20 protein-coding genes are annotated in these 25,629 nt (G+C 63.4%); 10 read left to right on the top strand and 10 right to left on the bottom strand.

The features are described 5' to 3' along the window. Positions 1–87: 87 nt before the first annotated feature. From C41B8_RS00815 to C41B8_RS00860, 10 genes are all read right to left on the bottom strand, one after another. Complete coding sequence (locus C41B8_RS00815; RefSeq protein ID WP_037332810.1) at positions 88–726, bottom strand: urea amidolyase associated protein UAAP2; 639 nt, start codon at positions 724–726, stop codon at positions 88–90. Positions 727–747: 21 nt separating this feature from the next. After that, entirely contained in the window at positions 748–1,479 is a 732-nt protein-coding gene (locus tag C41B8_RS00820) for an urea amidolyase associated protein UAAP1 (RefSeq protein ID WP_037332812.1), read from the bottom strand. Beyond that, positions 1,479–2,153 carry a cysteine hydrolase family protein gene (locus C41B8_RS00825; RefSeq protein WP_051882608.1) on the bottom strand — a complete coding sequence of 225 codons (675 nt, stop codon included), beginning with the start codon at positions 2,151–2,153 and terminating at the stop codon, positions 1,479–1,481. The genes C41B8_RS00820 and C41B8_RS00825 overlap by 1 nt, the downstream gene beginning before the upstream one ends. 21 nt (positions 2,154–2,174) lie before the next feature. Continuing rightward, positions 2,175–3,173 carry an ABC transporter substrate-binding protein gene (locus C41B8_RS00830; RefSeq protein WP_051882610.1) on the bottom strand — a complete coding sequence of 333 codons (999 nt, stop codon included), beginning with the start codon at positions 3,171–3,173 and terminating at the stop codon, positions 2,175–2,177. An 86-nt stretch (positions 3,174–3,259) separates the two neighbouring features. Next, on the bottom strand, positions 3,260–4,126 hold the full coding sequence (locus tag C41B8_RS00835; RefSeq protein WP_037332816.1) for an ABC transporter ATP-binding protein: 867 nt from the start codon (positions 4,124–4,126) through the stop codon (positions 3,260–3,262). Between the two features lie 26 nt (positions 4,127–4,152). Continuing rightward, on the bottom strand, positions 4,153–5,040 hold the full coding sequence (locus tag C41B8_RS00840; protein ID WP_051882613.1) for an ABC transporter permease: 888 nt from the start codon (positions 5,038–5,040) through the stop codon (positions 4,153–4,155). Positions 5,041–5,045: 5 nt separating this feature from the next. Continuing rightward, positions 5,046–6,038 carry an ABC transporter substrate-binding protein gene (locus tag C41B8_RS00845; protein WP_037332817.1) on the bottom strand — a complete coding sequence of 331 codons (993 nt, stop codon included), beginning with the start codon at positions 6,036–6,038 and terminating at the stop codon, positions 5,046–5,048. 79 nt (positions 6,039–6,117) lie between these two features. Further along, positions 6,118–6,837, bottom strand: a complete 720-nt coding sequence (locus C41B8_RS00850) for a GntR family transcriptional regulator (RefSeq protein ID WP_051882617.1) — start codon at positions 6,835–6,837, stop codon at positions 6,118–6,120. A gap of 788 nt (positions 6,838–7,625) precedes the next feature. Further along, positions 7,626–8,258: a hypothetical protein gene (locus tag C41B8_RS00855; protein WP_037333116.1), complete on the bottom strand. Its 633-nt coding sequence runs from the start codon at positions 8,256–8,258 to the stop codon at positions 7,626–7,628. A 50-nt stretch (positions 8,259–8,308) separates the two neighbouring features. Next, positions 8,309–10,696 (bottom strand): penicillin-binding protein 1A, encoded by a 2,388-nt coding sequence (locus C41B8_RS00860; RefSeq protein ID WP_037332819.1) that lies wholly within the window; start codon positions 10,694–10,696, stop codon positions 8,309–8,311. A gap of 503 nt (positions 10,697–11,199) precedes the next feature. Between C41B8_RS00860 and pilM the strand changes: the two genes are divergently transcribed. The 10 genes from pilM to C41B8_RS00910 all read left to right on the top strand — a co-directional run bounded on the left by pilM (position 11,200) and on the right by C41B8_RS00910 (position 25,497). Further along, on the top strand, positions 11,200–12,258 hold the full coding sequence (gene pilM, locus C41B8_RS00865) for a type IV pilus assembly protein PilM (protein ID WP_051882619.1): 1,059 nt from the start codon (positions 11,200–11,202) through the stop codon (positions 12,256–12,258). Then, on the top strand, positions 12,255–12,875 hold the full coding sequence (locus tag C41B8_RS00870; RefSeq protein WP_037332823.1) for a PilN domain-containing protein: 621 nt from the start codon (positions 12,255–12,257) through the stop codon (positions 12,873–12,875). The genes pilM and C41B8_RS00870 overlap by 4 nt, the downstream gene beginning before the upstream one ends. After that, on the top strand, positions 12,872–13,546 hold the full coding sequence (locus tag C41B8_RS00875) for a type IV pilus inner membrane component PilO (protein ID WP_051882621.1): 675 nt from the start codon (positions 12,872–12,874) through the stop codon (positions 13,544–13,546). Before C41B8_RS00870 ends, C41B8_RS00875 begins: the two co-directional genes overlap by 4 nt. Continuing rightward, positions 13,543–14,070 (top strand): pilus assembly protein PilP, encoded by a 528-nt coding sequence (locus tag C41B8_RS00880; RefSeq protein ID WP_051882623.1) that lies wholly within the window; start codon positions 13,543–13,545, stop codon positions 14,068–14,070. Before C41B8_RS00875 ends, C41B8_RS00880 begins: the two co-directional genes overlap by 4 nt. Before the next feature lie 22 nt (positions 14,071–14,092). Then, positions 14,093–16,306, top strand: coding sequence for a type IV pilus secretin family protein (gene pilQ / locus C41B8_RS00885; RefSeq protein ID WP_037332826.1), 2,214 nt, complete (start codon positions 14,093–14,095; stop codon positions 16,304–16,306). A gap of 823 nt (positions 16,307–17,129) precedes the next feature. After that, the gene (gene aroK / locus C41B8_RS00890; protein ID WP_037332828.1) at positions 17,130–17,660 is read left to right on the top strand and encodes a shikimate kinase AroK; all 531 of its coding nucleotides are present in this window, start codon (positions 17,130–17,132) and stop codon (positions 17,658–17,660) included. Further along, positions 17,660–18,223 carry an RDD family protein gene (locus C41B8_RS00895; protein ID WP_051882626.1) on the top strand — a complete coding sequence of 188 codons (564 nt, stop codon included), beginning with the start codon at positions 17,660–17,662 and terminating at the stop codon, positions 18,221–18,223. Before aroK ends, C41B8_RS00895 begins: the two co-directional genes overlap by 1 nt. Next, the gene (aroB, locus tag C41B8_RS00900) at positions 18,216–19,319 is read left to right on the top strand and encodes a 3-dehydroquinate synthase (protein WP_037332831.1); all 1,104 of its coding nucleotides are present in this window, start codon (positions 18,216–18,218) and stop codon (positions 19,317–19,319) included. Before C41B8_RS00895 ends, aroB begins: the two co-directional genes overlap by 8 nt. A 240-nt stretch (positions 19,320–19,559) precedes the next feature. Beyond that, a complete protein-coding gene (gltB, locus tag C41B8_RS00905; RefSeq protein ID WP_037332833.1) occupies positions 19,560–24,017 on the top strand; it encodes a glutamate synthase large subunit in 4,458 nt (1,485 codons plus the stop codon). Positions 24,018–24,090: 73 nt separating this feature from the next. Further along, a complete protein-coding gene (locus tag C41B8_RS00910) occupies positions 24,091–25,497 on the top strand; it encodes an FAD-dependent oxidoreductase (protein ID WP_037332835.1) in 1,407 nt (468 codons plus the stop codon). Positions 25,498–25,629: the final 132 nt, after the last annotated feature.

Here is a 25,629-nt window from a genome sequence, read left to right on the forward strand (position 1 = left end):
TAGGTTCTGCGAAATCGGCGGATAAACCAGGGTCCCTATTTGCGTTTAACTCGCGTTCATTGGCGGACTAATCGATCGATATTCAGATCAATCCCAGACCAGCACTTCCAGCGGCGTCGGATTGAAACCACTACAGGGGTTATTGAGCTGCGGGCAGTTCGAAATCAGCACGACCACATCCATGGCGGCGACCATTTCCACATACTTGCCGGACCCGGAAATACCGTCGTCGAAGTAAAGCTCGCCGTCGGCGGTGACCGGCACGTTCATGAAGAAGTTGATGTTGTGCGCGATATCCCGTTTGTCGATGCCGTATTCCGGATGGTTGGCGATCGCCAGCATCCAGTTGTCACGGCAGGAGTGCATGTGCCGCTTTTCCAGGTCGTAGCGCACCGTATTGGACTCGCTGGCACAGGCCCCGCCGAGGGTGTCGTGGCGGCCGACCGTATCGGCGGTGATGGTCAGCATCACGTTATTGAGATTCGAGCGCAGCTCGCTGCCGGTGGTCAGATAGACTTGGCCCTGCTCACGAAGCGTGTCCATGCAGCTATAGCGCTCGGCCGGATCGTGGGCATTGAAGAACAGCGTATCGGCGGCTTCGTTGCCGTCGACATCGACGATACGAATTGTCTGGCCGGCTTTGACCGGGCCGATGTAGTGGTCCCCGGCATCGATCAGATGGCGGGTAACGGCGTTTTCGACACGCCGGGCACTCGCGATGGTCATGATGAACTCCTGGATTCGTGTCTAGCGCGGCGCGCCGAGGTGATACAGGCGATTGTTGGCAAAGCCGCGCGCGTTCTCAGCGCAGTGCGCCCAACAGACATCGTTTTCGTCCGGCGGGGGCGCGGTGCCCAGCGCGATATCCACGCCGCGCTTGGGATAGTCGGCGCTGGGGTCGAGCGGATGCGGGCAGGTATGCAGGGCCACCAGCGTATCCATCTCGAAACGCAGGGTGACCGAGGCCCCGGCCGGACAATGATCGGGCACATAACTCAGCCGTCCGGCGTCGTCGGCCACGACCTTGGAAAACAGGTTCAGATTGGCCGCCAGATCGCGGGCGCCAAGGCCATATTTGGCCAGCTCGATCAGGAAACTGTCGTGGCCGGTCTGGGTGCGGTCGTTGAGCGCCTGCTGAAAGCTGACCGGCTGCCAGCCCTTGGCGATCATATGTCCGGCATTCAGATTACCGCCGACGCTGTCGTGCCAGCCCAGATCGTCTTCGATGATCGAGGCAAAGATCCGGCCCATATCGGAATACAGGCAGTGACCTCGGGTCAGCTTGAAGGTGTGCTGGCACTTGAGCGTATCCGGCAGGTTCAGCCGCTCGAGCAGGTTTTCCGGGTTGTACATCAGCAGCCCGACGTTGGCGCCGGCCTCGGCGGCGGTCAGCCGCATCGTGGCCCCGCGGCGCAGTCGCAGCGACCAGTGCTGGCCACCCGGCAGGTGGGTCTCGTAGTCGATGGCGTGGATTGTCATCAGCTCAGGGCTCCTTGATTGGCGTTGTTCAAAGCGGCGGATGGCTGGCTATCGCCCCACTCGGCCAGTACCGTCGCGGTATCGCGTACCCGGCCGAGAATCGGCCCCTCCGGGCCCTCGATCAGGCCGAGTGCGGCGGCATGAATAGACGCATCGGCCGCGGCACAGGCATTGGCGACGGTCACGCACTCGTAACCGCGATCGACCGCCTCGCGCAGCGTCGAGTGCACGCAGATATCCGTGGTCACGCCGGTCACATAAAGATGCGTCGTGGCCCGGACCCGCAGGAGCAGTTCAAGATCGGTCTGATAGAACGCGCCGTAGCCGGGTTTATCGACGACCCGATCGCCCGCGGCCGGGGCCAGTTCGGGCACGACCTCATGCCCCGGTTCGCCGCGCACGAGAAAACGACCGAGAGCGCCGCGCGCGCCGATACCGGCGCCACACGCCGCGCTGCGCGCCCGCTTGGCCGGATGACAGTCCGCCAGATCCGGGCGGTGGCCTTCCCGGGTATAGATCACGGCGATCCCGCGCTCACGCGCTGCCGCGATCAATCGGGCGATCGGCTCGATCGGTTGTCTCAGCAGCGCGATATCCAGCCCGCAGGCGGCCGCATAGCCGCCGGCCTCGCAGAAATCGCGCTGCATATCGATAACGAGTAGTGCTCGACTCATGGCGATTCGGCGACCGACCGATCAGTGGGCCAGCGATTGCACGATGCTCGGATCGATCGTGTCGGCGATCTTGGGCGCCGACTCGATCTGCTTCTTGCGCACCAGCACCTGGCTGATGACCTTGCCGCTGACATAGAACGACTGGCTGCTGGATCCCGGGGCGAAGGTCGTCGACATCTGATCCAGCGGCAGGTTCTTCACGCCCTTGAGCTGGACGGCGACCTGATCGGTATCGATCCGCAGCTGCTTGCCGATGATGGCGGCCGCTTCCTGCGGATGCGACTGCATGAAATCCAGGCCCTTCAGGTAAGCCTGGATCACGGCCTTGACCTGGTCGCGATGCGCCGCGATGTAGCTTTTCTTGAACACCAGCACGTCGGTGATCAGGCCCGGGGCTTGATGCGAGGAATACAGCACGTGGAAGCCCTTCCCGTGGTCGACGATACGCGACACGCTGGGCTCGTAGGTGACACCGACCTTGATCGAGCCGCCGAGCATGGCGCTGGGCACATCGTCGGGCGTCATCGACACCGGCTGGATATCGCTCGGCTTCAAACCGTTCTGTTCGAGCGCGTAGTCGAGCAGAAAAGCCGACGGCGACAGCGGATTGAAGGCGACCTTCTGGCCCTTGATCTGTTTGACCTGGGTGATCGACTGGGTCGCGACGATGGCATCGGCGCCGTCCGAGTAGTCGATCGGCATCACGACCTGCAGCTTGCGGCCTTTCGCGTCGGCATTGATCACCTGGTCGTAGGTCAACGCCGCGCCGTCAATGGCCCCGCCCGCCAGCGCCGAGGGCATGGTCGCATTATCGCTGAAGGTCACCATATGCACCGGCACGCCCTCGGCCTTGAAATAGCCTTTCGCGTCGGCGACATAGAGCGGCCCATAGCCGATCCAGTTCACCACGGCGAGCTTGAGCGGTTTGGCGGCCAGCGCCGGGCCGGCCAGTGACACGGCGGCCAGCATGAGCATGGCGGTGAGGCCACGACGAACACGGCGCGATGAGTTCTCTTTCATGGTCAATCTCCAGGTTCTCAAGACAGGGCCGCTCTGAACGACCGGATAGACACAACAGGACAGGCGAAACAGGTACGCACCACGAATCAGCGGGCGGCGTTGCCTTGCATACGGCGCCCGAGCGCGGTCATGCGTTCGATCAACTTGTGATCGGCTTCCATGCCCGAGGTCTCGCGAATCCGCTCGGTCAGCTGCCCCTTGACCTTCGTGAACTCGGGGTCGAGCTTGAGCGCCGGCTCGCGCTCGCGGCCCCAGGCCATGTGATGGATGCCGTCGATCCGTCCCGGATGCGGCGCCAGTACCACCACCCGATCGCCGAGATAGGCGGCCTCCTCTACGTCGTGGGTAACGAACATCACGGTGGTCGGCTCCACGGCGAACAGCTGCAGGATCAGGTCGTGCATGACTTCGCGTGTCTGGGCATCGAGGGCGCCGAACGGCTCGTCCATGAGCAGCACCCGCGGGCGCGACAACAGCGCACGCGCGATCGCCACGCGTTGCTGCATGCCGCCGGAGAGTTGGTTGGGGTAATGATCGCGGCGATCTTCCAGGCCCATCATCTCGATCAGCGCATAAGCGCGATCCACCAACCCCGAAAGCTCGCTTTCGGTTTCGATCGCCCGCATGTTGGCGCCGAGTTCCAGCGAGAACATCACGTTCTGCTTGACCGTGAGCCAGGGAAACAGCGTGTAGTGCTGAAACACCATGCCGCGATCGGCCCCCGGCTGATCGACCACTCGATCGCCGAGACGGATGACGCCGCCCTGGGCATGCTCGAGGCCGGCGACCAGGCGCAGCAGGGTCGATTTGCCGCAGCCGGACGCCCCGATCACGGTAACGAATTCGCCCGGCTCGACGCGCAGCGAGACATTGTCGAGCACGGTCTGCTGTCCGCCGCGACCGTCGGGATAACGTTTTTCCACAGACTCGATATGCAGGATTTGATCGCTCATCTCGGCTTCCTTCGGACAGGGCGCGTTCAGTGCAGCCAGGGGAACAGCCGCCGATGCAGCTGGCGGAAGAACAGATCGAACAGCAACCCGATCACGCCGATGATCAGAATCCCGGCAAAGATCGTGGAGGTGTTCATAAAGCGCTGGGCCTGCAGGATCGCGTAGCCGAGCCCCTTGTTCGCGGCCACCATCTCGGCGACCACCAGATAGGTCCAGGCCCAGCCCATGTTCACGCGCAGGATGTTGATCAGCGGCGGCAGACTGCCGCGCCAGATCACCAGTCGCAGGGCTTCGCCCCGGGTCGCGCCCAGCGTGTAGGAGGCTTCCAGCCAGCTGCCGGGCACCTGCCGGACCACGTCCGCCACCATGACGATGATCTGGAAGAAGACACCGATGAAGATGATGGCGATCTTTGAGCCTTCGCCGATGCCGACCCACAGAATCATCAGCGGGATAAACGCGGCCGCCGGCATGTAACGCACGAAATCGTTGATCGGCTGGAAGAACCCTTCCACGGCCTTGAACGAGCCGATGAACACGCCCAGCGGCACGCCAAGACAGGCCGCCAGGACGAAGCCGCTCACCACGCGCACGATGCTGGCCCAAGTATCCTGCGCGAGCGAACTGTGGGCCCAGGTCCAGCCCTGCTCGATGACGTCGCCCGGCGTCGGCAGGAACATGGTGTCGATCAGGCCGCTGCGTGACAGCAGTTCCCATGCCACCAGCGGCAGTACGAAACCGAGTATCGACAGCGTGACGTAGACCTTGCGCGGGATCGACTGCTGCAGCCGCAACAGCGGGCGACGACGAACCGCCGGCCGCGCCGTGGCCGATTTCACGGCCCGATCCCGTGCGCGAGGTGTATCGGGGCCCGCGTGCGCGGCCGGCCCCTGTGCGATCGCCTGGCTCTTCATGACATTCAGTCCTGCGAGGCGATGGCCTGATTGACCACGCTCGCGTTGATGAACGATGCCGGATCAGGCTCTTTGGCCAGCTTGCCGGACTTTTTCAAAAAGGCCGCGGTATCCCGCGTGCTGGTATAGAGCGACTCCGGGGCGTCGCTTTCATGCATGGCTTTCTGATTGAGTTTTTCGCCAAAGAAACGCGTGCCCTTGAGCGACAACTCGTATTCCTTGGGCTTCAGATCCACATGCGGCGCCATGATCGCGGCCGCTTCTTGCGGATGGGCCTTGATGAACCGGACCACCGCAAACCAGGCCTTGGCGATAGCCTTGTATTGCTCGGGATTGGCTTCGAGCGATTTCTGCTGTGCCACTAGCAGGTCCGGAATAAGACCGGGCGCCGACGCACTGGTGAACAACGCATGGCCCTTGCCGCGCTGCTCGATGCGGTTGATCCACGGGTTCCAGACCCCAGCGGCCGCGACCCGCCCGGCCATCAGCGCCGAGGCCGCGCTGCCGGTGGTCATGCTCACGATGTTGCTGTCGTCGATATCGAGCCCTTGCCGCTTGAACGCGGTATAGGCCAGATAGTTCTCGATCGAGTAACGCTCGAAGGCGATGGTCTTGCCTTTGAGTTGCTTGAGGCTTTTGATGCCTGGCTGGGCCATGAACGCGTCATTGCCGGCCGAGTTGTCGGTCACCAATACGACCTTGAGCGGGGCGCCCTTCTCGATCGGCGCGAGCGTGTCGATCAACGCCTGGCTGTTGGCATCCAGCTTATCGGCGGCCAGCGCCTGGACCGAATCGATATACGACGGGAACCAGACCAGCTTTACGTTGGCGCCGTACTTCTTGAAATAGCCTTTTTCCTCAGCGATGTACCAAGCCACCCAGCCCGGCCAGTCGCTGATCCCGATGGTGATCGGGCCCTTGGCCATCGCCGGCGCCGCGACCTGCAGACCGACACCGAGGGTCAGGACGATCAGCATGTGTCTGAACAGTTTTCTCATGATGTGCTCCTAACAAAGAAAGTCAGTCGGGGCCGCTTCGAAAAAGGAATGCGGGATCGGACAACGGATCGGTGGCGACTCATTCGGGGCACGGCGACTCTCCGGTGCGGGAGCGGGCGGCCACGTAATCGCTCGACACATGGGCAACCGACAGAACGTGCTGGCGCACCGCCTGCGCGGCGCGCTCGGCGTCGCCCGCCGAGATCGCCGCGACGATCTCGCTGTGCTCGGCAAAGGAGTGCTCCGGCCGGCGCGCCACCCGGAACTGGGTATGACGAAAAGGCGCCAGCCGGGCGCGGGTCGATAGCGTCAACTCGATCAGATAATCGCTTTTCGAGCCCTGATAGATGAGCGAGTGAAAGGCATCGTTGAAGACGGCGTATTCGCTCGATCGGGTCGAAGCCCGCAGATCGCGCGAGCCTTCATGCATGGCACTCAGCTGATGCCGTTCGGCGAGCGTCATGCGCTGGGCGCTCAGCCGCGCGCAGGCGGCTTCCAGTTCCGCCATCGCCTCGAACATGGCGAGCAGATCGGCCTGCGACACCTGCGCGGTAATCACGCCGCGATGCGGCCGGCTTTCGGCCAGACCCATGGCACAGAGCTGACTCAACGCTTCCCGAACCGGGGTTCGCGACACGGAAAACCGCTGCGCAATTTGCTGCGCTGGCAATCGACTGCCCGGCGGCCATTGCCCGGATACGATCTCCTCGGACAATACCGCCACCATATGCTCGACGGCCTGCCCGGTTCGCAGGGACCGAGTCGGCAACGGATCTTCTTCCGAATGCGATGACGACATGAGCAAGCAGCGCAAATTCAATCGTGCTGGATTGCATGCACATCGCGTGCCACACGCCGGATGGCCGTGATGACGCCTTAAAAACCGCGAATAATGCGCATCTCGCGCCGAATTGGGGCGCCGTTAAATTGCATGCACTTTTGCGAAGCACGGGGAGCCCGCATGCGGATCCCGTATGAAAGAGCCGGCGCAGCCGGCTTGCACGAGGTCAAAGCCCAGCACCTTGGAATCGACTTAGAGCCTATTCCAATAGGACGGCGTAGGCTGCGGCGCCCGCTCGGGCCGCAGGGGGAGGAAGGGGCGACGCGGTGTGGTGGCGCTACACAAGGAGTCCCTGACACCGCCCTGGGGCCCGAGCGGGCGCCCCGAAGGGATGGGCTGAGCGCGCACCCGGCGGTGTTGCGGCCTCCTGACGTGGCATGACCACGCGGCGTCGGCCGCGCCTAGCCGGGCACACTCTCAGACCAGCGCAGACCCCGCTGTCCTATTGGGATAGGCTCTTAGCACCGTACTCAGAGCACCGCGCCCGAACACAGAAACGGCAAAGCGCCTGCGTGTGGTCGATTCGAACGATCGATCAGCGTGTATCGGATCGGCCCATCCGGCTGAAATGACTCAGCATCGCGGCAATCTCAGGCCGGGCAGGCGGCCAACATCGGGCGCGCCCGGAGGCCGTCACCATGGCAAGCGGGATAGCAGCGCCCAGCCGGCGGCCCATACGCTCAGCGTGACTCGGCGTCACCTGGGCGAGGCGACGTTGGATCTCGTTCCGGGCCGGTCTCAGGCGATCAGAGACTGGCCAGCCGATCCTCGAACTCGGCCTGCTCGATCAACTCGACCACGCGATTGAGATTGGCTCGTTCCATGGGCGCACCGTCGACCAGGCTACGCGGGGCCTCGCGGATTTCGGTATCGGAAAACAGTGTCGCCTCGAAGCGATGTTCGCCGGCCACGAATCGAAAAGCCGGATAGAAGCGATAGCCGGTGGGAAATCGATAGCGTCGTTCGACGATCTCGAACGGGATGCCGCGTCCTTCCAGGAACAGATCGAAGCTCTCCGATTGTTCTGCGAACACATGCAGCTGAATATCGGAATGCGCGTTGGCCAGACCGGACAACACATCGCCCACCAGACGTGGCTTGAAATCGGCGAGCAGGCGCATGGCCGACAGCGCGGCTTGGCGCATATCGGCCAGTTCGGCCGGCTGATCCTCGGCCGAGAACAGGCGTTGGTGCTCGGCCAGCGCGGCCTCGATCTCGCTGTTCTTCGGCAGAATCGACTGGCGCACATCGATACCCATCTGATGCGCCGCCTTTTGCTTGGCTACCCGAAAATCCCGGATGCCCTGCTCGGCCATCAGGCGTGCAGCGACCTGTGCCAGTTGCTGACGCTGTGCGACTTGCTTGCGGGCGCTGGCCATGATCGGCTCCGATTGGCTTGCGAGCGGCAACATAACGCTGCCGCCCTTCATCAGAACAACTGCTGAACTTCGTTGCTCGAGTCGTGTTTACCCGAATGGCGGGCTTGCTCCACGGTCGGCGCGTGACCTTTGCGGAAGATCTCGGGGATGCCGCCACCATTGAGGGCGCGCTGACCGGTCTGGGGATTGATCTGCACCGTCTCGATATCATCGGGCTTGGGCGGAATCGCTTCCGGCTGGCCAGACAACGCCGCGCCCATGAAGTCGGTCCACATCGGCAACGCGGCATGCGCGCCGGTCTCGGCGTGGCCCATCGGCTTGAGCTTGTCGAAGCCGACCCAGGTCACGGTCACCAGATTGGCGTTGAAGCCCGAGAACCAGGCATCGATCTGATGATTGGTGGTCCCGGTCTTGCCGGACAGATCGTTGCGGCCGAGCTTGAGCGCGCCGCGGCCGGTGCCGTGCTTGATCACGTCCCGCATCATGTCACCCACGATATACGCGTTGTCCGACTTGATCACGTGCGGCGCCAGCCGAGAGGTATCGTCGGCGCCGGACGTATCGGTGAGCGCAGGACAGTTGCTGACCTCATCACAGGCCACTTTGGGCTTGGCCTGGAACACGACCTTCCCGCGCCCGTTCGTGATCTTGCTGATGTAATACGGCTTGACCTGGTAGCCCTCATTGGCCAACACGGAATAGGCCGTGGCCATCTGCAACGGCGAGAAGGTCGCACTACCCAGGGCCAGCGACAGGTTGTGCGGCATCTGGTTGGCCGGCAGGCCGAACTTGCTGATGTAATCGATCGCCGTTCCGATCCCCACGCGGCGCAGTACGCGAATCGACACGAGGTTGAGGGAATGCACCAGCCCCTCGCGCAGCCGCGTCGGACCGTGAATCGTCCCCGAATAATTCTGGGGGCGCCATGAATCATCCAGGCCCGAGCCCTGATACACGACCGGCGCGTCGTTGACGATCGTCGCCGCGGTAAACCCGTTGGCCAGCGCCGCGGAATAGAGAAACGGTTTGAACGACGAGCCGGGCTGACGGCGGGCCTGTACCGCGCGATTGAACTTCGACAAGCCGAAATCGAAACCACCCACCAGCGCCTCGATGCCGCCGGTATGCGGGTCCATCGCCACCAGCGCCCCCTGAACCTTCGGGATCTCGGCCAGCGTCCACTGCTTGTCCTTATCCTTGGCGCCGGTATAGGCCAGACGCACGACGTCGCCCCTGCTCACCAATGAGCTGGCGGCCTTGTTGCCATGCAGCCAAGGGATCTGACTGGCGCCAATCGAAACCTTGCCGTACTGGCCGGTCTGCAAATGAACCGTCTGGCCGTCGGTCGACAACACCACGGCCGGCACCAGCCCGCCGCGGGTGGTCATATCGTCCAGCGCGTCCTGCACCGCCTTCGAATCTTTCATGGTCGACGAATCGAGCGTCTTCTCCGGGCCGTGCCAGCCATGACGTGCGTCGTAGGCCAGCAGATCCTTGCGCAAGGCGTGATCCGCTTCGCGCTGGCGCTTGCTGCGGATCGTAGTGACCACGCTGTAGCCGCCGGTATAGGCCTTGTCGCCATAGCGCGCGACCATGTCCTGACGCACCATCTCGGCGATATAGCGCGCCTCGTAGCGCGCCGGATTTTTCTGGTCGCTGCCTTCGCCCGCGGTAATGGGCGCGTTTCGAGCCTGCTTCCAGGCGGCGTCATCAATGAAGCCCAGCGCATGCATGCGGCGCAGGACATAATCGCGACGCTGCTTGGCGCGCGTCGGGTTGACAATCGGATTGAAAGCCGACGGCGCCTTCGGCAGCCCGGCCAGCATCGCCCGTTGCGCGAGATCGAGCTTGTCGAGCGGCTTGTTGTAATACACTTGCGCCGCCGCGCCGATGCCGTAGGCCCGCTCACCGAGATAGATCTTGTTGAGATACAGCTCCATGATCTGTTTCTTGGTCAGCTTCGACTCCAGCCGCAAGGCAAGGATCATCTCCTTGATCTTGCGGGTATACGTCTTGGCATCGGACAGATACAGATTACGCGCGAGCTGCATGGTGATGGTGGACCCGCCCTGGGTCTTGCGCCCGGTGGTCACCAGATGAATCACCGCACGCATCAGGCCTTGATAATCCACCCCCGGATGTTCCCAGAACCGATCGTCTTCTGCCGCCACGAAGGCATCGACCTGCTGCTTCGGGATTTCGTCGTAGGTCACCGGCTTGCGACGCTCGGTGCCATACTCGCCGATCAACTTGTGATCGGCGGTATAGACCCGTAGCGGCTCGTTGAACTGGGTCTGACCGATATCGCCGGCATCGGGCAACTGCGGCCCAAAATACAGATAGACCCCGGCGACCACGCACACCGCCAACGTAATGGCCGACAACAACCCGGCCAGCAGAACTATGACGACGCGGACGCCGCGTGATCTTTTCTTCATCGAGTCGCCAACCCAAGAGGGTCGTTCATCAAAACGGATTGCGCATCATACCGGCCGGGGCCGGCGGCTGTCGCACCCCGGCGCCAATGGGGCAGATGACGGCGGACTGCCCGCACACCACCGAGGCCGGAATCTAGGCCAAACCGTGCGCGGCGATCCACACGAACGGACACGACGTGACCCGCACCTGCGTGCATCCAGTGCGAGCACGGACATCGCCTGACGTCCCGCCCGTCGTTCGCACTCCCGGCGAGAATCCGCCCCGGACCTATCGAAGCCGCGAGCCGAAGCGGCCCGTCGTTACGCCAAATCCGTAAAATAATCCGACACCTCAATATACGCCATTCGTCGGTATTTTTCGCCGATTCAAGACTTTATCGTGTTTATGGCGTTGCCAGGCGAGACGGCTCGGGTATAGTGGCCGCGGGGGTATTCCTGGTTCGCACGCCACGGCAGCGCGGCCGACAAAATTAAAGCGGCACATGGGGAGATTGACGAATCCAATGCGGCGCCGTCGCGGACTGATAGGGGTAGATATCAGCGCCACGCGGGTCAAGCTGCTCGAGCTCGATCGCACTGGCGACGAGCTGCGCGTGCTGGCCTATGCCAGCGAGGCGATGCCCGAAGGCGCCATCCGAAATTTCCAGATTCTGGATGCCGAGGCGGTGGCCCGCGCCATTCTGCGCGCGCTGGAGCGCAGCGGTAGCCGCACCCGGGATGCCGCGATCGCGGTTTCGGGACCGTCGGTGATCAGCAAGACCATTCTTATGCCGGCAAGCCTCGACGATGCCGAGATGGAGCAACAGATCCATTTCGATGCCGAGCACCACATTCCGCATCCGATCGAGGAAGTGAATCTAGACTTCCAGGTGCTCGAACCGGATCCGGACAATGACCAGTTCAATCGTGTGCTGCTGGTCGCCTGTCGACGCGACAACATCGAGATGCGTACGGCCGCGCTCGAAATGGCTCACATGCGCGTCCAACTCGTCGACGTCGAGGAATATGCGCTACAAAACGCCTGCGCACTGCTATCGGACCAGGTCGAAGGCATGTCGCAACGCCACAGTATCGCTGTCTTCGATATCGGCGCCGACAACACGCGCCTGACCATTCAGCGCGACGGCCGCAGCCTGTACACCCGCGAAATCCGGTTCGGTGGCGCGACGCTCGATGCCGCTCTGCTGGAGCGTTACGACATACAGGACTTCGATACCCTGCGCGCGCGCTTGCGTGCCGGCGAAATCGCCGCCCCGGAGACTGCGAACGACGTCCGGGAGTTCGCCGATCGCCTGGCGGTCCATATCGATCGCGCGTTGACGTTCTATCAATCGGCTTCGGCCGGCGGCGACGAGCCGATCGACCACGTCGTACTGGTGGGCGGCCCGACCCTGTATCCCGGTCTCGGCGAAGCGTTGCGCCAGCTTCTGCCCTGGCCGGTGAGCCTCGGTAATCCGCTGGACGGCATGCTCGCGAGCGCGGCCGCCCGCCGCAATCATGTGGATACCGATGCCCCCAGTCTGATGGTGGCGGCCGGTCTGGCCCTGCGGGGCGTGGTATGAGCGCGCCGCAAAGCCTGGCCGTACGCATCAATCTGCTCGACTGGCGAGCCGAGCAACGCGAGTACAAGCGCAAACGGTTCATCGGCCAACTGGTCGGCGCTGCGGTCGCCACCGTCGTCGTAGTCGGCGTACTGCCAGTGATCTACTACGATCACCTGATCAGCGCACAGCAAGCACGCAATAACTATCTGCAGCAACAGATCGCCACGGCCGACAAGCAGCTTGGCGAAATCCGCGAACTGAAAAAGACTCGCGAAAACCTGGTCAATCGCATGCAGGTCATCGGGGCCCTGCAAAAGTCGCGCTCGGCCATCGTGCATTACTTCGACCAGCTCACCGCCACCATCCCCGACGGGGTCTATCTCACCGCGCTGGACGAAAGCGGCGATACGACCACGCTCAACGGCGTGGCCGAATCCAACGCGCGCGTATCGCAGTACATGACCAATCTGGACAACTCGGCCTGGTTCACCAACCCGCGCCTGATCGTGATCAAGCGCGACGACAGCAACGGCCAGCGCCGGGCGGATTTCACGCTCAAGGTGGATAGCACCTCGCCCGAACAGACAAAGCGCGCCGCGCCCGGTGACGCCGCCGACAAAGGACAAGCGTCGTGAGGCCGCTTCGCGAATACATCGACGAACTGCGCAGCCTCGACCAGAACAATATCGGCAGCTGGCCGACCTGGGCGTACGGGCTCGCCATTTCAGTGGTCTCCCTCGTGATCATGCTGATCGCCGCCTGGTATTTCGTGCTGCCCAAACGCGAGGCGCTGGCCGACGCCCGGCATCAGGAGCAACAGCTCAAGGAGTCGTTCCGGATAAAGGAAGCGATGGTCTCCAATCTCGGCGCCTATCGCGACCAGCTGGCCAGCATGCAGGCCGAATTCGGCACTCTGCTGGCGCAGCTGCCCAGTAAAACGGAAGTGCCGAGCCTGTTGCGCGACATTTCGCAGACGCGCTCGGCCAACGGGCTCGACGAGGAGCTGTTCAAGCCCGCGCCCGAACAGACCAAGGATTTCTATGCGGTACTGCCCAACGATCTGATCGTCACGGGCGACTTTCACCACTTCGCGACGTTTGTATCCGATGTGGCCGCGCTGCCCCGGATCGTGACCATCAGTAACGTGCATATCGAACCGGTGAACAAGTCACGCGGTAGCGGCTCGTCATCCGGTCAAGCGAAGGGGCCTCTGCGCATGAGTCTCACGGCGAGCACCTATCGCTATCTCGGCGAGGACAGCGGCAGCGATCACAAAACCTCAAGCAAGGGTAAGGGCAAATCGTGAGCGGCCGGCAACGCATACGGCGCGGCACCCGATGGGTCCCCCTGATCGGGCTGTGCGCCGTGCTGGCCGCATGCGGCTCGAACACCGACGACCTCCAGGCCTTCGTGGCCCGCACCAAGGCTCGACCGGCACCGCCGGTCGAGCCCATGCCCAAGATCGCCACGTACGAACCCTATACCTACAAACCCGACGGCCGCCGCTCGCCGTTCGCGGCGCCGGACAATAGTGGTCCGGCCCATGACAACGGGGTTCGCCCCAATCTCGATCGGCCGCTCGACCCGCTCGAACAATATCCGCTGGACGCCCTGCGGATGGTCGGCACGATCACCAGCGACGGCGTGACCTACGCCTTGATCGCCGCGCCGGATCAGGTCGTGCACCGCGTCGCACCCGGCGACCACATGGGTCGACATTATGGCCGTGTCGACACCATCAGCCCGGCCGGCGTCACGCTGACCGAGATCGTGCCAGACGGCAACGGCGGTTACGTCAAGCAAGGCGCCGCTTTGGCGCCGCCGCAATGAACCCAGGGTATTTCGACCTGCCATGAAGCCAATGACCGACCGAATTCGCGCCCTCGCCGCAACCCTATGCCTGCTGGCCGCCGGCACGAGCCTGCTGATCCCGGCCGCGGCGTTGGCCCAGACGGCCAACGGGCTCGCGCTCGAATCCATCAGTACTGCGGCCGGCAGCGGCGATCGCGTGAGCCTGCGCTTCAAGCTCTCGGGGCCAGCCCCCTCGCCGTCGGTTTTCACCGTAGAGAACCCCGCCCGCCTATCGATTGATCTGCCGAATACCTCACTCGCGCTGGATAAACGCTACCAGCGGATCGCCGAGGGTCCGGTGCAGGCGGTGACCGCGGCGTCGGCCGATCACAAGACTCGGGTCGTGGTCGAACTCACCCAGATGGTGAACTACAACATCCAGCGGCGCGGCGACGAACTGATCGTCAGCCTGGGCGGGGCGCGGCATACGTCGACCGACAGCGAGCGCCCCGCCGCAACTTACAGCAATGCGGGCAGTACGAGCAGCACTTCGTCGAGCTCGGGGCCGGCATCGGCCATCCGCAATATCGACTTCCGTCGCGGCGATGACGGTGCCGGCCGTATCGAGATCACGCTCAACGGCAGCAATGCGCCGGTCGACGTCAGCCGCGACGACAACAAGATCGTGGCGCGTTTATCCGGTATTTCATTGCCGGATCGCCTGGCCCGGCGCCTGGACGTGACCGACTTCGCGACACCGGTGCGCACGATCGACGCCATGTCGCGCGGCGGCAACACCCGGATCGTCATCACCCCGCGCGCGAACGCCCAGTTCCAGCGTCTGGCCTATCAGACCGGCAACCACCTCTATATCGAGCTGCAGCCGCTGACCGACGCCCAGAAGAAACAACGCGATCAAGCGCATCCGCAATACAACGGCAAGAAAATCTCGTTGTCGTTCCAGAACATCGACATTCGCTCGGTGCTCCAGATCATCGCCGATGTCGCCAATGTAAACATGGTGGTATCGGATAGCGTTTCCGGCACGATCGCCCTGCAGCTGCAGGATGTGCCCTGGGATCAGGCGCTGGATATCATCCTCAACGCCAAGGGCCTGGGGATGACGCGTACCAATAACGTGATCACGGTGGCGCCGCTGACCGAAATCGCCAATCGCGAAAAGGCCAAGGCCGCCGCGCGTGAGGCAACCAATGACCTCGCGCCGCTGCATTCCGAGATCATCCAGATCAACTATGCCCGGGCCTCCGACATTGCCAATATCCTGCAATCGGATACCGCGTCACGGGCCACGCCCGGCGGGTCGGGTGGCGCATCCGGCGCAGCCGCCACACCGGTCGCGGCCGGCGGAGCGGGCAATGACCAATCCCTGCTCTCGCCACGAGGCCATGTCACGGTCGACGATCGCACCAACAGTCTGCTGGTCACCGACACGCGCGAAAAGCTCGACCAGATCCGCAGCCTGATCGATCGCCTCGATATTCCCGTGCGCCAGGTCCTGATCGAATCCCGCATCGTGATCGCCAACCGCGACTTCACGCGCAACCTTGGGGTGTCGCAGACGGGCGTCGACAACTCCCATCTGAACAATGCGCTCAACGCCCAGAGTTCGGGTTCTCTGGGCAGCGCCTACAACGCCAACAATAGCGGCTATTCGGTGAGCCTCCCGGCCACCAATGCCACAAGCCTGCTGGCCACCAGCATCATCACCGATACGTTCAGCCTGAACCTGGAATTGTCGGCGATGGAATCGGAGAACAACGGCGAGATCATTTCCTCGCCGCGCGTGATTACGGCTGACGGTCAGGAAGCCAATATCGAACAGGGCCAGGAAATCCCGTATCAGTCGGGCACGACGGGCAGCAACCAGGGCACCAGCGTTCAATTCAAGAAGGCCGTGCTCAGCCTCAACGTCACGCCCAAGATCACGCCGAACAAGAAAGTGATCATGAATCTGAAGGTCACCCAGGATTCCGTGGGCAAATACGTCCCCACAGCCGAAGGCGGCTCGGTGCCTTCCATCGATACCCGCAGCCTGACCACCCAGGTGCTGGTCGACAACGGCGACACCGTGGTGCTCGGCGGCATCTTCGAACAGACCAACCGCGATACGACCAACGGCGTGCCGTTTGTCAGCAAGATCCTGCTGCTCGGTTCGCTGTTCAAAGGACACTCGCGGCAACGCGACAAGCAGGAGTTGCTCATCTTCGTCACCCCCAAGATCCTCGATAACCATATGGCGGTTGGCAGCCGCTGATCGTTGCGGCCGGCCGGGTGTGGATTGATCGGCAGCGCGCCGTGCGCAGCCGGGCCGGTCTTCTCGCGCTCGCAAACAAAGACCTAGGGCGTGTTGAGGTTTCGTGCGAGTCCGCGCCAAGCGCTGTTTTGCGGCAAGACGAGGCGTAGTGCGCGCCGTGCAGTCACTCTGCATAAGCGTGCTACAACGCTGGATTGCCGCAAAACAGCGCTTGTCCCTTCGGGTTGGGCCGCAAATCGCGCCCTGCGGCGTTGCGAGTCTGGGTCGTGGCACGCCACGACGCGGCGACTCGCGCCTTGCCGGACACGATTTGCGGACGCCAACGCGGCGCTCGCACGAAACCTCAACACGCCCTAGGGTCGGCTTGAGCCGATCGTCGGCCTGAACGATGGCGTGGCATGGCGCCAGCCACGAGCACCCACGACGCCGGCGAACCCCTTGATCAGGATGGCATACTGACGTAAGGCGAGGACACCGGCACTCACGCAACGCCTGCTCCAAGCCAGATCGACCGCTTGCCGTGCATACCCAGTCCGGGCGCAATGGGACAGCGGATTTAATATAAGCTATCCAAAAAACTTCCGGGGTTGGGTTAAAGTACGGGTTCGCGCCACTGCGACCGTACACGGCAGCGAAACTGCGCAGAACGTGTTTTCCAGTTCTGCCCGCTGCCGCAAACGATGTCAGCCCCAGCAACGATGGCAATCCTCCGGGCGTCAGGAGCCCGTTCGGTACGGATGGCGTATGCGCGACAACCTGCGATCCAGACTCCAATGAAGAGAAGTGATCGTGGCTTCGTATTCAAACTATTTGTAGCGAGTACATGGCAGCAAACCCGAACATCTATCTGATCGGCCCCATGGGGGCCGGCAAAACCACGGTGGGCCGGCGTATCGCCGAGCTCAAGGGCATGACCTTCGTCGACTCCGATCAGGAAGTCGAAAAACGCACGGGCGTGGATATCTCATTCATCTTCGACATGGAAGGTGAAGAAGGTTTCCGCAAGCGCGAGCGCGACATGATCGCCGAGTTGTCGGAACAGCCCAACACCGTCATGGCCACCGGCGGCGGCGCCGTGCTCGATCCGAGTACGCGCGACCTGCTATCCGCGCGTGGCGTGGTCGTCTACCTGGAGACGTCGTTGGAGCAACAGCTCGCGCGCACGCGAAAGTCCAACAGCCGCCCTCTTCTGGCCGGCAGCGACGACCTTGAGGCCACGCTCACCGAGCTCATGGAGATCCGCGACCCGTTGTATCGCTCGATAGCCGATATCGTGGTCACCACCGGCGATCAGCAGGCGCGCAAGCTGGCGCGTGAGATCGTCGAGCAACTGGAAGCCATTGGCACGGCCTGATGACGAGGCCGGACAACGGCAGCGCGTGGGTCTACGCCGGATTCTGGATTCGGGTCTGGGCCTCGGTCATCGACAGCGTGCTGTTGTTGTTCCTGATCTTTCCGCTTCTCTCGCTGATCCCCGGGGCCGCGCGCGACAGCGCGGCGGCCTCGCGGCTGTTCAGCCCGTCGGGGCGCATCAACTTCGATGCCTTGACCCCGGCGCCACCGGGTCCGCTGCATATCCTGCTGTACTGGATATTGCCAGCCGCGGTCGTCATGATCTTCTGGCTAACGCGCGCTGCCACGCCGGGCAAGATGGCTATCGGCGCGCGCGTAGTCGACGCACAAAGCGGTGAGCGCCTGCGCCCAGGGCAATCGTTGCTGCGTTATCTCGGTTATTACGTCTCGACACTACCGCTCGGACTCGGGCTGATCTGGGTCGGTATCGATTCGCGCAAGCAAGGCTGGCACGACAAACTGGCCAACACGGTCGTGATCCGCCGACGGCGCACGGTCGAACCGGTACACTTTGAAGCCGCCGACGAATCGTCCGGCGCCCACACCGGATGGAACAATGAGTGATCTACCCGCCGAAAGTCGCCTGCGCGTCGAACTCGACAGCCGGGCCTACGATATTCTCATCGGCCCCGGGCTGATCGGCCAGGCCGCCTCTTACGACGGAGCGATCCGCGGCCGGCAGGTTCTCATCGTCACCAACGACACGGTCGGCCTGCACTACCGCGAGCCGGTGGAAGCCGCCTTGCGCGATGCCGGCCACGACGTCGACACGCTAATCCTGCCCGACGGCGAATCGCACAAGAACCTGACCACACTCGATACCATCGCCGAGCATCTGCTGGACAACGCCTACGGCCGCGACACCACGATCGTCGCCCTCGGCGGCGGCGTGATCGGCGATCTCGCCGGCTTCGCGGCCGCGATCTATCAACGCGGGATCGATTTCGTGCAGGTGCCGACCACTTTGCTGGCCCAGGTCGATTCCTCGGTCGGCGGCAAGACCGGCGTGAACCATCGTCTCGGCAAGAACATGATCGGCGCGTTCCACCAGCCGAAACGCGTGCTGGCCGACGTCGACGTGCTGACCACCCTGCCCGCACGCGAGTTCGCGGCCGGCATGGCCGAAGTGATCAAGTACGGCCTGATTCGGGACGCCGGCTTCTTCGACTGGCTGGAAGCGAATATGGCCGGCATCAACGCGCGCGATCCGGCCCTGATCATCGAAATCATCCGCCGCTCTTGCGCGAACAAGGCCGAAGTCGTGGTCGCCGATGAACGCGAAGCCGGCGAGCGGGCGCTGCTCAACCTGGGCCATACCTTCGGTCATGCGCTGGAGGCCGAACTCGGCTATGGCGCGTGGCTGCACGGGGAAGCCGTCGCGGCCGGCATGTGCATGGCCGCCGATACCTCGCGGCGACTCGGATGGCTAAGCGAGGATCAGGTTACGCGCATCGAGGCCGTGCTCGCGGCCGCCGGCCTACCGATCGCCCCGCCGAGCGGGACCTCCGCCGCGCGCATTTTCGACCTGATGCGGCGTGACAAGAAAGTCAGCGCCGGCGCGCTGCGTCTCGTGCTGCTCAAGGATATCGGGAACGCGGTGATTTACGAAGACTATGGCGTCGCGCTTGACGATACGCTGCACCATTATCTGGCAGCCTGACGGGTTGACAGGCGGCCGGCGATTGATTGTCGCTCGCTGGCCTTTTATATTGAATTCAGCGGTTCCACCGCTCGCACGTCACTGAGTGGCGCTGCCCGTCGCCGCCGAAACCGCGTTTCCCCAGTTGCGTAATCTGCCTGACGGGCTGCGGCGTGCGCTGCGACGACTTCAGGGTCCGGCCGGTCCTGCGCACGGTGCGCATGGCCTAACCGGGCCGTAGCCCATCCAAGGGAATGGACTATGCACAAATTCGAAGGCGGACTCTATTCACCAGAGTTCGAGAAGGATGCCTGCGGCTTCGGCCTGATCGCCCATATGGACGACAAGCCGAGCCATTGGCTCGTCGACACGGCGATCGGTGCTTTGGAGCGCCTGACCCATCGCGGTGCAGTGGCGGCCGACGGCAAGACCGGCGATGGCTGCGGCCTGCTGATCAAGAAACCCGATTCGTTTCTGCGGACAATCGCCGACGAAGCCGGTATCGAACTGGCCGAGCTCTACGCCAGCGGCATCGTATTCCTCAGCCTTGATGACGACACGGCCAAAGCGGCGCGTACCGAGCTTGAGAAACAGCTCGAGGCGGCGGGTCTGATCGTGGCCGGCTGGCGCGACGTGCCCGTCGATGCCGAATCCGCCTGCGGCGCCGAGGCGCTCGAAACGCTGCCGCGCTTCGAGCAGATCTTCGTCAACGCGCCGGCGGACATGGATCGCGACGTGTTCGAGACCAAGCTGATCATCGCCCGCCGCCGGACCGAAAACGCCCTCAGCGACGACGACACGTTCTACGTGCCGTCGCTGTCGGCCCGCGTGTTCTCGTTCAAGGGCATGGTGATGCCGAGCTATCTCACCGTGTTCTACAAGGATCTGGCGGACGAACGTCTGGAAACCTCGCTGTGCGTGTTCCATCAGCGCTTCTCGACCAACACACTGCCGCAGTGGCGTCTGGCGCAGCCGTTCCGCTATCTCGCCCACAACGGCGAGATCAACACCATCACTGGCAACCGCAACTGGTCGACCGCGCGTGCCTCCAAGTTCGCGTCCAAGGATCTGCCGGATCTGGAATCGATCCTGCCGTTGGTGTCCATGAATGGCTCGGATTCCTGCAGCCTCGACAACATGCTCGAGATCCTGCTGGCCGGCGGCATGGATATCTTCTATGCCATGCGGCTGCTGATGCCGCCGGCCTGGCAGAACGTGGATTACATGTCCGCCGACATGCGTGCGTTCTATGAATACAACTCCATGCACATGGAGCCCTGGGACGGCCCGGCCGGCATCGTGCTCACCGACGGCCGCTATGCCGCCTGCTGCATGGATCGCAACGGCCTGCGACCGGCGCGCTACGTGATCACCAAGGACCGGCACATTACGCTGGCGTCCGAAATCGGCGTGTGGGACTACAACCCCGAGGATGTGGTCACCAAGGGCCGGCTGAAGCCCGGCGACATGCTGGCCATCGATACCGAAAACGGCGAGTTACTGCATCCGCGCGACGTCGATGCTCGCCTGGCCAACCGCGCGCCGTACAAGAAGTGGCTCAAGAAGCACGCGCGCATCCTCGAATCGCGCCTCACAGACACGCGTGAAGAAGCGTGGATGGAGCGCACGCGTCTGAAGTCGCTGGAAAAGCTGTTCCATGTCACGTTTGAGGAACGCGACCAGGTGCTGCGCCCGCTGGCCGAGGCCGGCCAGGAAGCCACCGGCTCCATGGGCGACGACACGCCGTTCCCCGTACTGTCGCGCGTCGATCGCGTGCTCTACGACTACTTCCGTCAGCAGTTCGCCCAGGTCACGAACCCGCCGATCGATCCGCTGCGCGAACGCATCGTGATGTCGCTGGAAACCTGCTTCGGGCGCGAACTCAACGTCTTCGACGAATCCGAGGATCGCGCGAAGCGTCTGGTGGTGGATTCGCCGGTGCTGTCCACCGGCAAGTTCCGGCGCCTGCTGTCGGTCGACGATGACGACTATGCCCACGTCATGCTGGATCTGACCTACCCGGCCAACGGCGATCTGCGCGAGGCGATCGAAGCCCTGAGCGAGCGCGTGGTCAACGAAGTGCGCGCGGGCAAGACCATCATCGTGCTCACCGACCGTAACGTCGAGCAGGGCCAACTGCCGATCCAGGCGTTGCTGGCCACCGGCGCGGTGCACCATCGCCTGACGCGCGAAAATCTGCGCTGCGACGCCAATCTCGTCGTCGATACTGCCTCGGCGCGCGATGCCCACCACTTCGCCTGTCTGATTGGCTATGGCGCCACGGCGATTCATCCGTATCTGGCCTATGAATGCCTCAACGACCTGCTCCAGGTCGGCCAGATCAAGGACCGCGACGCGGACGAGCTGTGCGCGGCTTATCGCAAGGGCATCAACAAGGGCCTGTACAAGATCATGTCCAAGATGGGCATCTCCACGGTTACGAGCTACCGTGGGGCCCAGCTGTTCGAGATCGTCGGTCTGGCCGACGAGGTCGTGGATCTGTGCTTTGCCGGCACCGTGTCGCGTATCGGCGGGGCGAGCTTCGCCCATCTGCAGGCCGATGCCGCCAACCTGGCGCGGCATGCCTGGAATCCGCGCATCGCCATCGACCAGGGCGGCATCCTGAAATTTGTCTACGGGCAGGAATACCACTGCTACAACCCGGACGTGATCGCCACGCTGCACGAGGCGGTGTCCTCCGGCGAGTACGCCAAGTACCAGGAATATGCCCGCGTCGTACAAGGCCGCCCGGTCGCCGTGCTGCGCGACCTGCTGGGTCTGCGTGAGGATCTGGAGCCGATCGATCTCGACGAGGTCGAATCGATCGAGGACATCACGCCGCGTTTCGACTCGGCCGGTATGAGTCTGGGTGCCCTGTCGCCCGAGGCTCACGAGTCGCTGGCCCAGGGCATGAACCGCATGGGCGGGCGTTCGAACTCCGGCGAAGGCGGCGAGGACTCGGCGCGCTTCGGCACGGACAAGATGTCCAAGATCAAGCAGGTGGCCTCCGGCCGCTTCGGCGTGACCCCGCACTATCTGGTCAACGCCGAAGTGCTGCAGATCAAGATCGCCCAGGGCGCCAAGCCCGGCGAAGGCGGCCAGCTGCCGGGTCACAAGGTCAACGAGATGATCGCGCGGCTGCGTTACTCGCGCCCGGGCGTGGCCTTGATCAGCCCGCCGCCGCACCACGACATCTATTCGATCGAGGACCTGGCCCAGCTGATCTTCGATCTGAAACAGGTCAATCCGAAGGCGCTCGTTTCGGTGAAGCTGGTGGCCGGCCCCGGCGTGGGCACGATCGCGGCCGGCGTGGCCAAGGCCTATGCCGATCTGATCACCATCTCCGGCTATGACGGCGGCACCGGCGCCTCGCCGCTGACCTCGGTGCGCTATGCCGGCACGCCGTGGGAGCTGGGGCTGTCCGAAACACATCAGACCCTGCGCGCCAACGATCTGCGCGAAAAAGTGCGGGTGCAGACCGACGGCGGTCTGAAGACCGGCCTGGACGTGATCAAGGCCGCGATTCTGGGCGCGGAATCCTTCGGTTTCGGTACCGGTCCGATGGTCGCGCTCGGCTGCAAGTACCTGCGCGTGTGTCATCTCAACAACTGCGCGACGGGCGTGGCCACGCAGAACCAGACGCTGCGCGAACGCTACTACATCGGCATTCCGGAAATGGTGCAGAACTTCTTCCGGTTCATCGCCCAGGACACGCGCGAGATCATGGCCTCGATCGGGGTTCGCAAGCTCGAGGATCTAATCGGGCGCACCGATCTGCTCGAGATTCTGCCCGGCGAGACCGCCAAGCAGTCCGGGCTCGATCTCAAGCCGCTGTTGTCCAAGGGCGGGCTGGCCGATACCAACCCGATGTTCTGCGTCTCGCCGCACAACGAACCCTTCGACAAGGGCGAGTTGGCCGAGCGCATGGTCGCCGACACGCTGTCCGCCATCGAGAACAAGTCCGGCGGCACGTTCAAATACGACGTACGCAACAGCGATCGCTCCATCGGCGCCCGCGTGTCGGGCGAGATCGCGGCGCGCCACGGCAACCTCGGCATGGAAGACGCGCCGATTACGCTGGAGCTCACCGGCACGGCCGGCCAGAGCTTCGGCGTCTGGAACGCCGGCGGCCTGCACCTGCACCTGACCGGCGACGCCAACGACTATGTCGCCAAGGGCATGGCCGGCGGCCGCATCATCATCCGCCCGCCGGAGAACTCCGATTTCGTGGCCCGCGACGCCGCGATCATTGGCAACACCTGCCTGTACGGGGCCACCGGCGGCACGCTATATGCGGCCGGCGAAGCCGGCGAACGCTTCGGCGTGCGTAATTCCGGCGCCACCGCGGTGGTCGAGGGCGTGGGCGATCACGGCTGCGAATACATGACCGGCGGCTGCGTGGTCGTGCTCGGCGGCACCGGCGTGAACTTCGGCGCCGGCATGACCGGCGGCGCGGCCTATGTGCTGGACGAGAAACGCGAATTCGTCGATCGCTACAACCATGAGCTGATCGACATTCATCGCGTGGTCTCGGAGAACATGGAGGCCCACCGGCATTATCTGTACCAGCTCATCGAGGCCTATGTTGAGGCCACCGGCAGCGCCTGGGGCACGGAGATTCTCGACGATTTCCGCGACTACGTCGGCCAGTTCTGGCTGGTCAAGCCCAAGGCCGAGAGCGTGGAGACCATTCTCGACACGCTGACCCGGGCAGCTTAGAGGGGACATATCGCGAAGCCGGGCCGCGGCGGTTTGCTGCGGCCCGTTGCCGACAACGCGACAAGGGACATCGATGGCAAAAAACAATCTTCAGTTTCTCGACGTGCCGCGTCAGGATCCGGCCAAGGTGGCCGTGCCGGTGCGTATTCACGAGTTCGCCGAGATCTACGGCCAGTTCGACAAGGAAACCGCGGCCCAGCAGGCCGGGCGCTGCATCTCCTGCGGCAACCCGTACTGCGAGTGGAAGTGCCCGGTGCACAACTACATTCCGAACTGGCTCAAAATGGTCAACGAGGGCAACCTGTTCGAGGCAGCGGAACTGTCGCACGCCACGAACACGCTGCCCGAAATCTGCGGCCGCATCTGCCCGCAGGATCGGCTGTGCGAAGGCGCCTGCACGATGAACGACGGCCTGGGCGCGATCACCATCGGCTCGGTCGAGAAATACATCACCGACGAAGCCTTCCGTCAGGGCTGGCGCCCGGACGTCTCGGACGTGGTCTGGACCGACAAGAAAGTCGCCGTGATCGGCGCCGGCCCGGCCGGTCTGGGCGCGGCCGATATTCTCGTGCGCGGCGGCGTCAAGGCCGTGGTGTTCGACAAGTATCCGCGCATCGGCGGTCTGCTCACGTTCGGCATCCCGCCCTTCAAGCTGGAAAAAGAGGTCATCGAGACCCGCCGCGAAGTCATGGAAGGCATGGGCGTGGAATTCCGGCTCGGCGTCGAGGTCGGCAAGGACGTCACCATCGAACAACTGATGGAGGAATACGATGCCGTGTTCATGGGTATGGGCACCTATACCTACATGAAAGGCGGCTTCCCGGGCGAGGACCTGAAAGGCGTATACGAGGCCCTGCCGTTCCTGGTCGGCAACATCAATCGCGAAATCGGCGTGAAGGGCGAACATCCGTTCGTCGACATGAAAGGCCAGCGTGTGGTCGTGCTCGGCGGCGGCGATACCGCGATGGACTGCAACCGTACTTCGATCCGCCAGGGCGCCAAGGAAGTCATCTGTGCCTATCGACGCGACGAGGACAACATGCCCGGCTCGGCGCGCGAGGTCGAAAACGCCAAGGAAGAAGGCGTGCAGTTCCTGTTCAACCGCCAGCCGGTCGAGATCGTGGGCGACACCCACGTCGAGGGCATCAAGGTGGTCACCACCCAGCTCGGCGAGCCCGACGAGCGCGGCCGCCGGCGCCCGGAGCCGGTACCCGGAACCGAGGAAGTGATCGAAGCCGACCGCGTCATCATCGCCTTCGGTTTCCGGCCCAACCCGCAGGACTGGTTCGACACGCACGAAATCGAATGCGACGACGGCGGCCGCGTGATCGCGCCCGAGCGCGGGCGTTTCAAGCACCAGACCAGCAACCCGAAGATCTTCGCCGGCGGCGACATGGTGCGCGGCTCGGATCTCGTGGTGACTGCCGTCTTCGAAGGGCGCGAAGCCGCCAAGGGCATTCTGGACTATCTCGACGTCTGAGCCCGTACTGTCCGTTACGCTGTTCCAAGGCCCGCCGAGTGCGGGCCTTTTTTATCCTTCAAACAGACACTTGCAATCGAGGCAATACACCATCCTATAGTCGTAAACGTCCGTTGGAACCGAACGTTTTAG

It is taken from the genome of Salinisphaera hydrothermalis C41B8 (genome assembly GCF_000732535.1).
GTDB lineage: Bacteria > Pseudomonadota > Gammaproteobacteria > Nevskiales > Salinisphaeraceae > Salinisphaera > Salinisphaera hydrothermalis.

Excerpts from the sequence above, each read along its gene's own strand:
- C41B8_RS00815 (WP_037332810.1), bottom strand. The coding sequence starts at position 726 with ATGACCATCGCGAGTGCCCGGCGTGTCGAAAACGCCGTTACCCGCCAT.
- C41B8_RS00820 (WP_037332812.1), bottom strand. The coding sequence starts at position 1,479 with ATGACAATCCACGCCATCGACTACGAGACCCACCTGCCGGGTGGCCAG.
- C41B8_RS00825 (WP_051882608.1), bottom strand. The coding sequence starts at position 2,153 with ATGAGTCGAGCACTACTCGTTATCGATATGCAGCGCGATTTCTGCGAG.
- C41B8_RS00830 (WP_051882610.1), bottom strand. The coding sequence starts at position 3,173 with ATGAAAGAGAACTCATCGCGCCGTGTTCGTCGTGGCCTCACCGCCATG.
- C41B8_RS00835 (WP_037332816.1), bottom strand. The coding sequence starts at position 4,126 with ATGAGCGATCAAATCCTGCATATCGAGTCTGTGGAAAAACGTTATCCC.
- C41B8_RS00840 (WP_051882613.1), bottom strand. The coding sequence starts at position 5,040 with ATGAAGAGCCAGGCGATCGCACAGGGGCCGGCCGCGCACGCGGGCCCC.
- C41B8_RS00845 (WP_037332817.1), bottom strand. The coding sequence starts at position 6,038 with ATGAGAAAACTGTTCAGACACATGCTGATCGTCCTGACCCTCGGTGTC.
- C41B8_RS00850 (WP_051882617.1), bottom strand. The coding sequence starts at position 6,837 with ATGTCGTCATCGCATTCGGAAGAAGATCCGTTGCCGACTCGGTCCCTG.
- C41B8_RS00855 (WP_037333116.1), bottom strand. The coding sequence starts at position 8,258 with ATGGCCAGCGCCCGCAAGCAAGTCGCACAGCGTCAGCAACTGGCACAG.
- C41B8_RS00860 (WP_037332819.1), bottom strand. The coding sequence starts at position 10,696 with ATGAAGAAAAGATCACGCGGCGTCCGCGTCGTCATAGTTCTGCTGGCC.
- pilM (WP_051882619.1), top strand. The coding sequence starts at position 11,200 with ATGCGGCGCCGTCGCGGACTGATAGGGGTAGATATCAGCGCCACGCGG.
- C41B8_RS00870 (WP_037332823.1), top strand. The coding sequence starts at position 12,255 with ATGAGCGCGCCGCAAAGCCTGGCCGTACGCATCAATCTGCTCGACTGG.
- pilQ (WP_037332826.1), top strand. The coding sequence starts at position 14,093 with ATGAAGCCAATGACCGACCGAATTCGCGCCCTCGCCGCAACCCTATGC.
- aroK (WP_037332828.1), top strand. The coding sequence starts at position 17,130 with ATGGCAGCAAACCCGAACATCTATCTGATCGGCCCCATGGGGGCCGGC.
- C41B8_RS00895 (WP_051882626.1), top strand. The coding sequence starts at position 17,660 with ATGACGAGGCCGGACAACGGCAGCGCGTGGGTCTACGCCGGATTCTGG.
- aroB (WP_037332831.1), top strand. The coding sequence starts at position 18,216 with ATGAGTGATCTACCCGCCGAAAGTCGCCTGCGCGTCGAACTCGACAGC.
- gltB (WP_037332833.1), top strand. The coding sequence starts at position 19,560 with ATGCACAAATTCGAAGGCGGACTCTATTCACCAGAGTTCGAGAAGGAT.
- C41B8_RS00910 (WP_037332835.1), top strand. The coding sequence starts at position 24,091 with ATGGCAAAAAACAATCTTCAGTTTCTCGACGTGCCGCGTCAGGATCCG.